This window comes from Pseudomonas sp. L13, from assembly GCF_009935965.1.
Lineage (GTDB): Bacteria > Pseudomonadota > Gammaproteobacteria > Pseudomonadales > Pseudomonadaceae > Aquipseudomonas > Aquipseudomonas lactis.
Genome location: NZ_QODJ01000003.1, coordinates 1 through 12,618, shown reverse-complemented (window position 1 = coordinate 12,618; position 12,618 = coordinate 1). Strand labels below are relative to the sequence as shown.

General features: G+C 59.0%; 12 protein-coding genes. 9 read left to right on the top strand and 3 right to left on the bottom strand.

Annotated elements, in window-relative coordinates:
• Positions 1-82: 82 nt before the first annotated feature.
• The 3 genes from DK871_RS02930 to DK871_RS02920 form a co-directional block, all read right to left on the bottom strand.
• Positions 83-355, bottom strand: a complete 273-nt coding sequence (locus DK871_RS02930) for a TfoX/Sxy family protein (protein WP_003194139.1) — start codon at positions 353-355, stop codon at positions 83-85.
• Positions 356-559: 204 nt separating this feature from the next.
• Positions 560-904: a pentapeptide repeat-containing protein gene (locus DK871_RS02925; RefSeq protein WP_161903922.1), complete on the bottom strand. Its 345-nt coding sequence runs from the start codon at positions 902-904 to the stop codon at positions 560-562.
• Between the two features lie 92 nt (positions 905-996).
• Positions 997-2,553 (bottom strand): bifunctional aminoglycoside phosphotransferase/ATP-binding protein, encoded by a 1,557-nt coding sequence (locus DK871_RS02920; RefSeq protein WP_161903921.1) that lies wholly within the window; start codon positions 2,551-2,553, stop codon positions 997-999.
• Between the two features lie 118 nt (positions 2,554-2,671).
• Here DK871_RS02920 and mrcB point away from each other — a divergent pair, with 118 nt between their 5' ends.
• The 9 genes from mrcB (at position 2,672) to msrQ (ending at position 12,490) form a co-directional block, all read left to right on the top strand.
• Entirely contained in the window at positions 2,672-4,996 is a 2,325-nt protein-coding gene (gene mrcB, locus DK871_RS02915) for a penicillin-binding protein 1B (RefSeq protein WP_003194136.1), read from the top strand.
• Positions 4,997-5,012: 16 nt separating this feature from the next.
• Entirely contained in the window at positions 5,013-5,747 is a 735-nt protein-coding gene (locus DK871_RS02910; protein ID WP_054917942.1) for a M48 family metallopeptidase, read from the top strand.
• The gene (locus tag DK871_RS02905) at positions 5,747-6,076 is read left to right on the top strand and encodes a YqcC family protein (RefSeq protein ID WP_161903920.1); all 330 of its coding nucleotides are present in this window, start codon (positions 5,747-5,749) and stop codon (positions 6,074-6,076) included. Before DK871_RS02910 ends, DK871_RS02905 begins: the two co-directional genes overlap by 1 nt.
• A gap of 432 nt (positions 6,077-6,508) precedes the next feature.
• The gene (locus tag DK871_RS02900) at positions 6,509-8,233 is read left to right on the top strand and encodes an acetolactate synthase 3 large subunit (RefSeq protein WP_161903919.1); all 1,725 of its coding nucleotides are present in this window, start codon (positions 6,509-6,511) and stop codon (positions 8,231-8,233) included.
• 2 nt (positions 8,234-8,235) lie between these two features.
• Positions 8,236-8,727: an acetolactate synthase small subunit gene (gene ilvN / locus DK871_RS02895; RefSeq protein WP_003176102.1), complete on the top strand. Its 492-nt coding sequence runs from the start codon at positions 8,236-8,238 to the stop codon at positions 8,725-8,727.
• Positions 8,728-8,773: 46 nt separating this feature from the next.
• Positions 8,774-9,790, top strand: coding sequence for a ketol-acid reductoisomerase (gene ilvC, locus DK871_RS02890; RefSeq protein WP_003194132.1), 1,017 nt, complete (start codon positions 8,774-8,776; stop codon positions 9,788-9,790).
• A gap of 145 nt (positions 9,791-9,935) precedes the next feature.
• The gene (gene pssA / locus DK871_RS02885) at positions 9,936-10,793 is read left to right on the top strand and encodes a CDP-diacylglycerol--serine O-phosphatidyltransferase (protein WP_032895300.1); all 858 of its coding nucleotides are present in this window, start codon (positions 9,936-9,938) and stop codon (positions 10,791-10,793) included.
• Between the two features lie 63 nt (positions 10,794-10,856).
• Positions 10,857-11,870 (top strand): protein-methionine-sulfoxide reductase catalytic subunit MsrP, encoded by a 1,014-nt coding sequence (msrP, locus tag DK871_RS02880; protein WP_161903918.1) that lies wholly within the window; start codon positions 10,857-10,859, stop codon positions 11,868-11,870.
• Positions 11,870-12,490 (top strand): protein-methionine-sulfoxide reductase heme-binding subunit MsrQ, encoded by a 621-nt coding sequence (gene msrQ / locus DK871_RS02875; RefSeq protein WP_161903917.1) that lies wholly within the window; start codon positions 11,870-11,872, stop codon positions 12,488-12,490. Before msrP ends, msrQ begins: the two co-directional genes overlap by 1 nt.
• The last annotated feature ends 128 nt before the right edge of the window (positions 12,491-12,618 follow it).

The following is a 12,618-nucleotide window of genomic DNA, read 5'->3' as shown; positions in this document are numbered from 1 at the left end:
GTCAACATTTGTTTTTCTGCCTCATCCAGTTTTCTCAAACGCTCGTTTGTAATGCCCGTAAACACTGGATTTGAGTGCCGCTCTAGTTCTTCTGATGCACTGAAATCGCTTCCAGCTGACGGTTCAAGGCCTCCTTGCGCTCCGTGGGTATGTCGTTCCAGTGCACATCCATCAATGCCCCTTCAATCGCATACAGCAGAACCTTCGAGGCTCGAAACCCCCGCGTGCGCACGGCTCGGTAGGCATCGACCGCCCCCAGCCGACGCAAATCGGACGCGCTGTGGATGCCCACCGCATGCAGCCACTGCGCTGACGTCTTGCCAAGGTTTTTCAGGTGTTGCAGCTCATCGTTCATCAAGCCTCCTTGCGTTGGCCGAATGGTGCGGTGGGTGTCGTGACCAGGCAGCCTGAAAATGAGTGTAGCGCTCAGTAGGAAAAGCGTGGTTCTTTGGTCAGGAAGGGCTGAAAAGCTTATAAGAAGGGTGCGAAGGCGTTTGCTCACAGGAAGGCGGCTACCGCCCGGCAGGCTTGGGGCGTCGCCGTGGTTCGGTACGAGGGGTTATCTGGTGCGATAGCGCAGGCGAGTACCGAAATTGACCGACATCAGAATCTCGTCAGCCGTAAGTTCGGGCGGGAAGTAAGCACCCGAAATCTGCGCATGGGCCAGGCTGGCGCCTTCCAGTGAGCAGCCACGCAAGTCCAGGCCGCGCAAGTCGGCAGAGCGAAAATAGGCGTCGGTGAAGTCGATGCCGCTGGCGTTCAGGTCGCGCAGGTCCAGCCCTCGAAAGTCGCCACCGCGCATATCGATGGTGCCGCCTTCAGGACGTTCCTGGTTGAAACCGCGAATGTCGTCCTTGTGCAGGAGGGTGTAGAGCGGGGTATCAAGAAGCTTGGGCTGACTCATGATCGCGACTCTGGCTGGTGTTATTGAGCCAGTATAGTGCCACTATCGCGAGGTCGCGCGCCGAAGACGGCGACACGACCAAGAAATATTTCTTACAGGCCCGGCAGGCGCTGGCGGATATGCCCGACCAAGGCGTCGAGCGTCCCGCTTTCATTGGTCTCGACACGCTTGCTGAGCAGCAGCTCCTCGGCAGTCAGCGGATCACGACTGGCTTGTTGTTCTTCGATAACGGCCAGTGTGGCGTCGGACGGATCGTTTTTATCCGCCTGGCGTTGGGCCAGCCAACTGGTGATAACGGCGTGCGGGGCGTTGCAGTCCAGGATCAGGAACGGCGCGCCAGTGGCTTCGGCAACCTGGGCGGCGGCGTCACGCTGTGCGCGTTTCAAGAACGTGGCATCCAGCACTACCGGGTAGCCGGCGCGCAGCACGGTGTCGGCAATCTCGTTCAGGCGTGCGTAGGTGGCAGCGCTGGCGTCCTGATTGTAGATGCCGGCCTGTGGCGTGTTCTCTACCTGCTGCTCGCCAAACAGGCGCTTGCGTTCGACATCCGAGCGCAGGCGGATGGCGCCCAGGGCTTCGACCAGGCGCATGGCCACGTGGCTCTTGCCCACGGCTGAAACACCATGGGTGATTGCAAGGAAACGCGAAGGAATGGTGCTGTAGCTCTCCGCCAGGTTGGCGTAGTTGCGGTACTGGCGCAGGGTGGTCGCGCGTTGCACCGGGTTGGCTTCGCTCGGCATGCTGAATAGTGCAACCTTGGCGCGCACCAGCGCACGGTAGGCTTTATAGAAGTTCAGGAGTTCCAGGCCCTGGTAGTCACCGGTCAGTTCCAGGTACTGGCTGATAAAACGCCGTGCCAGGCATTTGAGGCCGCGATCTTCCAGGTCCATGGCCAAAAAGGCGGTGTCGGCGTACACGTCGGTAAAGCGGAACGGCTCGTTGAACTCGATGCAGTCGAAGATCACCACGCGGCCATCGATCAGGGTGGCGTTGCCCAGGTGGATATCGCCGTGGCATTCACGGGTATAGCCCTCTAGCTTGCGCTGGGAAAGCAGAGGCTTGAGGCGTTCGAAGCTGCTTTCAGCCCAGGCTTGCAGAGCCTCCAGTTGCGTCAGGTCGGCCTTGTCGCTGAGGAACGGGCGGATCTGGTCAAAGTTCTGGCGTACCGGTGCCATCACTTCCTGCGGCGTGCCGGCCGGGTGATCTTGCGGAACTTGAGGGGCGCTGAGGTGGAACTGGGCAATCTGCTTGGCCATCTCATCGATGTGCGCGCTGGTCAGTTCGCCGTTGGCTTGCAGGGTGCTGAGCATCTGGCTTTGCGGGAACTGGCGCATTTTCAGCGCGTACTCGATGGCCGGGCCGTCGCCACCCAGTTGCGGCGCCTCGGCAGTGCCGGTAATCGGCAACACTTCAAGATACAAATCTTCGGTCAGGCGTTGGTTCAGGCGCAGTTCCTCGCGGCAGAAATGCCCGCGGTCGTCCAGATTGGTGAAGTCCAGGAAGCCGAAGTTCATCGGTTTCTTCAGCTTATATGCATAGGGGCCCGTCAGTATCACCCAGGAAATATGGGTCTCGATGACTTGAAACGCGTCAACCGGATGAGGGTACAAGGCCGGGTTTTGCAGGGCAGCGATCAGGGTCTGGCTCACGGGCGATCCTTCAAAGTCTGGGGGAAATCATGGGGGGCATTATGGCTGCTGATGCCAGTCGTGCAAACCGCTGTCCGGCTCATGTTGATCATCAATAAAGTGCGTATAATCCGCCGCCATGACTCGAACCCGATCTCCCCGTTCCCGTAAAAAACCTCCTTCCCGCGGCCCGCGCCCTTGGCTGGGCTGGGTGATCAAGCTTGGCCTGGTGGGCCTTGTGGCGGTCGCCGGCCTTGCGGTGTACCTCGATGCCGTGGTGCAGGAAAAATTCTCCGGCAAGCGCTGGACGATTCCGGCCAAGGTGTATGCACGCCCGCTGGAGCTGTTCTCTGGCCAGAAGCTCAGCAAGGAGGATTTCCTCACCGAGCTCGATGCACTGGGCTACCGCCGCGAACCTGTGAGCAATGGCCCAGGCGCTGCGGCGGTCAGCGGTAATACCGTCGACCTGAACACCCGTGGCTTCCAGTTCTACGAAGGCCTGGAAAAAGCCCAGCCGGTGCGCGTGCGGTTCTCGGGCGACTATGTGGCTGAGCTGTCGTCGCTCAATGGCTCCAAGCTGCCGGTGGTGCGTCTTGAACCGTTGCTGATCGGCGGTATTTACCCGAAAAACCTTGAAGATCGCATCCTGATCAAGCTCGATCAGGTGCCGCCGTACCTGCTGGAAACCCTGGTCGCTGTCGAAGACCGCGATTTCTATAGCCACTGGGGTGTCTCGCCGAAGTCGATCGCCCGCGCTATCTGGGTCAACACCTCCGGCGGCAAGATGACCCAGGGCGGCAGTACGTTGACGCAACAATTGGTCAAGAACTTCTACCTGACCAACGAACGCAGCCTCACCCGTAAACTCACCGAAGCCATGATGGCGATGTTGCTGGAGCTGCATTACAGCAAGCAGGAAATCCTCGAGGCCTACCTCAACGAGGTATTCGTCGGTCAGGATGGCCAGCGCGCCGTGCACGGTTTCGGCCTGGCCAGCCAGTTCTTCTTCGGGCAACCGTTGTCCGAGTTGAAATTGCATCAGGTCGCGTTGCTGGTGGGGATGGTGAAGGGGCCGTCCTATTACAACCCGCGCCGCAACCCGGAGCGTGCACTTGAACGCCGTAACCTGGTGCTCGATGTGCTGGAGCAGCAGGGCGTCGCCACCGCTGAACAGGTGGCCGCCGCGAAGAAAATGCCACTGGGTGTGACCACCCGCGGCAAGCTGGCGGATAGCTCATTTCCCGGCTTTATCGACCTGGTCAAGCGCCAACTGCGCGAAGACTACCGCGACGAAGACTTGACCGAAGAGGGCCTGCGGATCTTCACCAGCTTCGACCCCATCCTGCAGATGAAGGCCGAAGCGTCGGTCAACGACACCTTCAAGCGCCTGACCGGCCGTAAAGGCTCGGATGAAGTCGAAGCCGCCATGGTCGTGACCAACCCGGAAACCGGCGAGGTCCAGGCCATGATCGGCAGCCGCCAGGCCAGTTTCGCCGGTTTCAACCGCGCACTGGATGCCGTGCGGCCGATTGGCTCGCTGGTCAAGCCCGCTGTATACCTCACTGCACTGGAAAAACCCAGCAAGTACACGCTGACCAGTTGGCTGTCCGATGACCCGCTGTCGGTCAAAGGTGCGGATGGCCAGGTGTGGACCCCCAAGAACTTCGACCGCCGCTCCCATGGCACGGTGTTCCTGTATCAAGGGTTGGCGCATTCCTACAATATTTCGACCTCGCGCCTGGGGCTTGAGGTAGGTGTGCCCAATGTCCTGAAAACCATAGCGCGACTGGGGGTGGAGCGTGAGTTCCCTGCATTCCCATCCATGCTTTTGGGCGCTGCGGCCATGACGCCGATGGAAGTGACCACCATGTACCAGACCCTGGCCAATGGTGGCTTCAACACGCCGATGCGCGGTATTCGCAGTGTGCTGACCGCCGATGGCGAACCGCTCAAGCGCTACCCGTTCCAGATTCAGCAGCGCTTCGACGCGGGTTCCATTTACCTGATCCAGAATGCCATGCAGCGTGTGATGCGTGAGGGTACAGGGCGTTCGGTCTACAGCGTGCTGCCGTCGAACCTGACCCTGGCCGGCAAGACCGGTACCAGTAACGACTCCCGCGACAGCTGGTTCGCAGGGTTCGGCCAGGATGTACTGGCCGTGGTATGGCTGGGACGTGACGACAATGGCAAGACGCCGTTCACCGGTGCGACCGGCGCGCTGCAGGTATGGACCAGTTTCATGCGCAAGGCTGACCCGTTGCCGCTCAACATGCCGCAGCCAGACAACATCGTGCAGGCCTGGATTGACCCGCACACCGGCCAAGGCTCCGACGCCAACTGTCCGGGCGCGGTGCAGATGCCGTATATTCGCGGCAGCGAACCACCACCCGGCGCCGCGTGCAGTGGCAGTACACCTGCTGACGCGGAATCGGTGATGGATTGGGTCAAGGGCTGGATGAACTAAGCAAAGAGGGTTTCAAGTGAACAAGTTGTGGATTCCAGCAATTACGGCTCTGGCTTTGCTCGGCGGCTGCTCCAGCGTGCAGCGCGGCTCTATCCCTGTGGTGGACTCAAGCACGTCCGTCTCCAATAACGACCGCATTTCGGCCAATGGCGGCTTCCGTCAGACTGTGGTCAAACGACCTGCCCAAGCTGCAACCCAGGCAATTCCCCAGGATTCGGGCGTCGTGGTGATGGTGCCCGGCAGCGGGGCTGCAACCTCGGCGCCTATCAGTGCCGAGCCATGGACCCCAGGCCCGAGCACTTCCGGGCCGGTGAACTCCACGCCGATTCAAACCGCGCCGGTCAACCAAGGCACCTACAACATGCCTTCGACGCCGAGCGGTATTCCGTCATCGTCCAGTGCGGGCGGGTTGTCGGCTGACGAACAACTCGATGGCCCGGTACTGGCGTTGCTCACCACCGCTCAGCAGCAGCAGGCGGGTGGCGATTTGAATGGCGCTTCGTCGAGCCTTGAGCGTGCCCAGCGCGTGGCGCCGCGTGAGCCACAAGTGCTCTACCGCCTGGCCCAGGTGCGCATGGCCCAGGGCGATGCGCCCCAAGCGGAGCAATTCGCTCGTCGCGGCCTGAGCCTGGCCAATGGCCGTCCGGACCTGCAAGCCAGCCTGTGGGCCTTGATCGGTGATGCACGTGCCGCCCAAGGGGATGCCGCCGGTGCAGCCCAGGCGCGGCAAAAAGCCAAGGTCAGCCTCTGATGGATGCACGTTTTTCCGAGATTGCCGAACAGTTATTGCTGATCGAGCGCGAACTGCGCGTGCAGGGTTGGTGGGATGAAGTCCCCCCTAGCGCTGGAGCCCTCAGCAGTGTCGAGCCCTTTTCCGTCGACACCCTGGACTTCCATCAGTGGCTGCGATGGATCTTCCTCGCGCGCATGAAGCAGATCCTGGAGCAAGACCTGCCCTTGCCGAATGCGTCGGGGATCCTGGAAATGGCCGAGATGGTCTACGCCGACCGACCGCGGGAGAGCCTCGGCTTGCGTAACGCGCTGAAAAAGTTCGATCAATTGATCGTCGACGCTCGTTAATTGCCTGACTGCCGGTTTTTCCGGCAGTCTTGCGCACATTTCTACCGCTTGACGACATTCAGGCGAGTTTTATCCCTCCTCAAAGCCCTTTCTTCTACGTTCTCATGCGCTTAGTTGGAAAAAAGCGCAATTATTGCTTGACTTGAAGGGCGTGAAACAGAAGAATCCAAAGTCCGCTGTATCGGGACTGCCAGAAGCAGGCCCGCTCAGCAGATCATGAGGCGCACATCCGCGCCGACCTGTAACACCCGCAACGCGTTACCTCGCGCTGGGTGGGAAAAGCCCGCAACACTTGGGACGATCCCAATACTTGCTCAGTCAGTGCTGACGTAGTCGGCGACCACCGTCGCTCATGCTCTGTTGAGAAGTAAACCTATTAAGACCCGTCGGTTTTTTAACGGACGGTATTCTGGCGTTTTAGAGGTGAACAACGTGGAGCTTTTATCTGGCGGTGAGATGCTCGTCCGCTTTTTGCGTGACGAAGGCGTCGACTATATCTACGGGTACCCAGGTGGTGCTCTGCTGCATGTCTACGACGCACTGTTCAAGGAACCGGCTGTTACCCACATCCTGGTTCGCCACGAACAGGCCGCGACCCATATGGCTGACGGTTACGCCCGTGCCACCGGTAAAGCCGGCGTGGTACTGGTAACGTCCGGCCCAGGCGCAACCAATGCCATTACCGGCATCGCGACTGCGTATATGGACTCCATCCCGATGGTGATCATCTCTGGCCAGGTGCCTAGCACCATGGTCGGCACCGATGCATTCCAGGAAACCGACATGATCGGTATTTCCCGCCCGATCGTGAAACACAGCTTCATGATCAAGCACGCGTCGGAAATCCCGGAAGTCATGAAAAAGGCGTTCTACCTCGCCCAGTCCGGTCGCCCGGGCCCTGTGGTGGTTGATATCCCGAAAGACATGACCAACCCGGCCGAAAAATTCGAATATGTTTTTCCCAAGAAAGCCAAGCTGCGTTCCTACAGCCCGGCCGTGCGTGGGCACTCGGGGCAAATCCGCAAGGCGGCAGAAATGCTCCTGGCGGCCAAGCGCCCCGTGCTGTACTCCGGCGGTGGCGTGATTCTGGGCGGCGGGTCCGCTCCGTTGACCGAACTGGCCAAGTTGCTCAACCTGCCGGTGACCAACACCCTGATGGGCCTCGGCGCATTCCCGGGTTCGGACCGTCAGTTCGTCGGCATGCTCGGTATGCACGGCAGCTACACCGCCAACCTCACCATGCACCACGCCGATGTGATCCTGGCAGTGGGCGCGCGGTTCGATGACCGGGTGATCAACGGTGCGAGCAAATTCTGCCCGAATGCCAAGATCATCCACATCGACATCGACCCGGCGTCCATCTCCAAGACTATCAAGGCCGATGTGCCGATCGTGGGTCCTGTAGAAAGCGTGTTGACCGAAATGGTCGCTGCGCTCAAGGACATCGGCGAAACGCCGAACAAGGAATCCGTTGCCAGCTGGTGGAAGCAGATCGACGAATGGCGCGGTGATCGCGGCCTGTTCCCTTACGACAAGGGCGACGGCAGCATTATCAAGCCGCAAACCGTTATCGAAACCCTGTGCGAAGTGACCAAGGGCGACGCCTTTGTGACCTCCGACGTAGGCCAGCACCAGATGTTCGCGGCGCAGTACTACAAGTTCGACAAGCCTAACCGCTGGATCAACTCTGGTGGCCTGGGCACGATGGGCTTTGGTTTCCCTGCGGCCATGGGTGTAAAGCTGAGCTTCCCGGATGCCGACGTTGCCTGTGTAACGGGCGAAGGCAGCATCCAGATGAACATCCAGGAACTGTCGACGTGCCTGCAGTACGGCCTTCCGGTGAAGATCGTCTGCTTGAACAACGGCGTACTGGGCATGGTTCGTCAGTGGCAGGACATGAGCTACGGTAGCCGTCACTCCCATTCCTACATGGAATCGTTGCCAGACTTCGTCAAATTGGTTGAAGCCTATGGCCACGTCGGCATTCGCATCAACGATCTGAAAGATCTGAAGCCGAAAATGGAAGAGGCGTTCGCCATGAAGGACCGCCTGGTGTTCATCGATATTCAGGTGGATACCAGCGAGCACGTCTACCCGATGCAGATCAAAGACGGCTCTATGCGCGACATGTGGCTGAACAAGACGGAGCGTACTTAATCATGCGGCATATTATCTCCCTGCTTCTGGAGAACGAACCCGGCGCTCTGTCTCGTGTTGTCGGCCTGTTTTCGCAACGTAACTACAACATCGAAAGCCTGACCGTGGCCCCAACCGAAGACCCGACCCTGTCGCGCCTGACGTTGACCACCGTGGGCCACGATGAGGTGATCGAGCAGATCACCAAGAACCTCAACAAGCTGATCGAAGTGGTCAAGCTGGTCGACTTGTCGGAAAGCGCTCACATCGAGCGCGAACTGATGCTGGTCAAGGTCAAGGCCACGGGTGCCCAGCGTGCCGAGATCAAGCGCACTACCGATATTTATCGCGGGCAGATCGTCGATGTGAGCGCCAGCGTTTATACCGTTCAACTGACCGGTACCAGCGACAAACTGGACAGCTTCATCCAGTCGATCGGGACGGCCTCGATTCTGGAAACCGTACGCAGTGGTGTCACCGGGATTGCCCGTGGCGACAAAGTACTCAGCATCTAACCCAATTAGCGAATGGCCTTACGGCCTGGATATATAGAGGAACCTCATGAAAGTTTATTACGATAAAGATTGTGACCTGTCGATCATCCAGGGCAAGAAAGTCGCCATCATCGGCTACGGTTCCCAGGGCCACGCCCAAGCGTGCAACCTGAAAGATTCCGGCGTTGACGTCACCGTTGGCCTGCGCAAAGGTTCGGCCACCGTAGCAAAGGCTGAAGCCCATGGCCTGAAAGTGACTGACGTAGCTTCCGCTGTTGCGGCTGCCGACCTGGTCATGATCCTGACCCCGGACGAGTTCCAGTCCTCGCTGTACAAGAATGAAATCGAGCCGAACATCAAGAAGGGCGCTACCCTGGCCTTCTCCCACGGCTTCGCGATTCACTACAACCAGGTTGTGCCGCGTGCTGACCTTGACGTGATCATGATCGCGCCGAAAGCACCCGGCCACACCGTGCGTTCCGAGTTCGTCAAAGGCGGCGGTATCCCTGACCTGATCGCGATCTACCAAGATGCGTCGGGCAATGCCAAGAACGTTGCACTGTCCTACGCTGCTGGCGTGGGTGGCGGTCGTACCGGCATCATCGAAACCACGTTCAAGGACGAGACCGAAACCGACCTGTTCGGCGAACAAGCCGTTCTGTGCGGTGGTACCGTTGAACTGGTAAAAGCCGGTTTCGAAACGCTGGTTGAAGCTGGCTACGCGCCGGAAATGGCCTACTTCGAATGCCTGCACGAACTGAAGCTGATCGTTGACCTCATGTACGAAGGCGGTATCGCCAACATGAACTACTCGATCTCCAACAACGCCGAATACGGCGAGTACGTGACCGGCCCTGAAGTAATCAACGCCGAGTCCCGCCAGGCCATGCGCAACGCCCTGAAACGTATTCAGGACGGCGAATACGCCAAAATGTTCATCAGCGAAGGCGCTACCGGCTACCCTTCGATGACCGCCAAGCGTCGTAACAACGCCGCTCACGGTATCGAAGTCATCGGCGAGCAACTGCGCTCCATGATGCCGTGGATCGGTGCCAACAAGATCGTCGACAAAGCCAAAAACTAAGTCGGACGCATCAAGGGAAAACGCGGCTTAGGCCGCGTTTTTTCGTTTGGAGGGCCGGTTCTGGTATAAAGCTGCATCGTTTGCAGGCGAACAATCGCTGCAAGTATCTGTCGAATTTTTTTCACACCGTTGCAAGGTAAAGTCCATGAGCGAACGTCCCGAAGAGCCAAACCAGGCTTCCGACGCCGAAAGCATGCTGCCGATCGATGAACATGTCGAAGAAGGGCATGACGCCGAAGGCCGCAAGGTCCGGCATCGTGGCATCTATCTGCTGCCCAACCTGTTCACCACGGCGAACCTGTTCGCCGGCTTCTATTCCATCATCAACTCCATGAGTGCCCAGAGTGCGCTGGCGGCGGGTGATGCGGCGAGTGCCAGCAAATACTTCGGTTTTGCCGCGATCGCGATCTTCGTGGCCATGGTGCTCGACGGCCTGGACGGGCGCGTGGCGCGCATGACCAATACCCAAAGTGCCTTCGGCGCCGAGTACGACTCGTTGTCGGACATGGTTGCCTTTGGTGTCGCTCCCGCACTGCTGGCGTTTGCCTGGGCATTGGGTGACATGGGCAAGGTGGGTTGGATGGTTGCCTTCATCTATGTCGCGGGCGCCGCTTTGCGCCTGGCGCGCTTCAACACCCAGGTGGGGACTGCCGACAAACGCTACTTCATCGGCCTTGCCAGCCCGGCAGCGGCGGGTGTTGTCGCGGGGATTGTCTGGGCGTTCAGCGACTACGGGATTCAGGGGTCGAAGATGTCGTTCCTGGTTGCCCTGATGGTGGCGGCGGCCGGCATGCTGATGGTCAGCAATATCAAGTACAACAGCTTCAAGGAGTTCGACCTCAAGGGGCGCGTGCCTTTCGTGGCCATCCTTGTCGTGGTGCTGGTGTTCGCGGTGGTGTTCAGTGATCCACCGCGTATCCTGCTGCTGGCGTTCCTGGCCTACGCCGCTTCGGGTCCGATTCAGTACTTGTTGCGTCTGCGTCGGGACAAAACATTGCCTTAATGTAATTTCCCCCATACTCCGCAGTCTATTGGTGCATCAGTTCTCCAACGCTGCGGAGTTACCATGTTAATCAAATTACCCAAAGCGTCCGATTGTCACGAATCGGATGTCACGCCTGAATCCTTCTACCTCTCTCGCCGCAGCTTGCTCGGTGGTGCGCTCGCTGGTATTGCCGCCAGCAGCTTGCCGCGTTGGGCCAGTGCGGGCGATGCCTCGCGGTATGCCGACGTCGAGCCGGGGAGGGCGCCCGACTGGTTTACGGGAAAACTTCCGAATACGAAGTGGCAGGCCGTAACGGTCAAGGATGAGGCCATCACGCCATTCAAGGACGCGACCCACTACAACAACTTCTATGAGTTCGGGACAGGCAAGGGCGACCCGGCAACGAATGCGGGCTCGCTCAAGACGCAGCCCTGGAGCGTGGTGATAGATGGTGAAGTCGCAAAGCCTGGGCGCTATGCCCTGGAGGACTTCATGAAGCCCTATGAATTGGAAGAGCGCATCTACCGCCTGCGTTGTGTCGAGGCATGGTCCATGGTGATTCCGTGGATAGGCTTTCCCATCTCCGCGTTGCTCAAGCAGGTCGAGCCAACCTCCAAAGCCAAGTACATCCGTTTTGAAACCCTTCAGGATCCCAAGAGCATGCCTGGGCAGCGCTCAAGTTTCGGCTTGATCGACTGGCCTTATGTAGAAGGGCTGCGCCTGGATGAGGCGATGAATCCGCTGGCGATCCTCGCTGTGGGTATGTATGGGCGGGAGTTGCCTAACCAGAACGGCGCGCCGTTGCGCCTGGTGGTGCCGTGGAAGTATGGCTTCAAGAGTGTGAAGTCCATCGTGCGGATCAGTCTGGTCAGTGAGCAGCCGAAAACCACCTGGCAAAGTATTGCGGCTGATGAGTATGGTTTTTATGCGAATGTGAACCCTACGGTCGATCACCCGCGCTGGACCCAGGCGCGTGAGCGCCGTCTGCCGAGCGGCCTGTTCAGTCCTAATGTGCGCGAAACGCAGATGTTCAATGGCTATTCGGATGAGGTCGCTTCTTTATATACCGGCCTCGATCTGCGGAAGAACTACTGATGCGCTATCCCATCTGGCGCATCGGCGTGTTTGTAGCCGCCGCAGTGTGGCCATTGCTCTGGTTGTATGAAGCGTGGAGTTCTGCGCTGGGGCCTGACCCTGGCAAGGTGCTGGTTGATCGCCTGGGTTTGGGCACGTTGATTCTATTGCTGATCACACTTGCCATGACGCCGCTGCAGAAGTTGAGCGGTTGGGCGGGGTGGATAGCGGTGCGTCGACAGCTGGGGTTGTGGTGCTTTGCTTATGTTGTGCTGCACCTGGCGGCCTATTGCGTGTTTGTCCTGGGGCTGGATTGGTCGCAGCTCGGCGTAGAGTTGAGCAAGCGGCCCTACATCATCGTGGGTGCGCTGGGGTTTGTTGCTCTCCTGATGCTGGCCGTCACGTCGAACCGCTACAGCCAGCGTCGGCTGGGGAGCCGCTGGAAGAAGCTGCACCGCCTGGTCTATGTGATTCTTGGGCTCGGTTTGCTGCATATGTTATGGATAGTGCGGGCGGATCTGAAGGAGTGGGTTATCTACGCTTCTATAGGTGCGCTGCTTCTGTTGCTGCGGGTGCCGCCGGTAATGCGCCGAATCCCTCGCCTTATTGCTAAAAAAGCGCCTTCTGCAACAAAAGCGTAATTAAGCCTTGACGGCAGATTCTGGAAGTCTATAATTCGCCCCACTTCCGGCGCAGTCGAAACGGAAAACTCCTTGGTAAACAATGAGTTACGCAGTTATCGACAGCAAGTTGCTTCAGTTCATCGAAG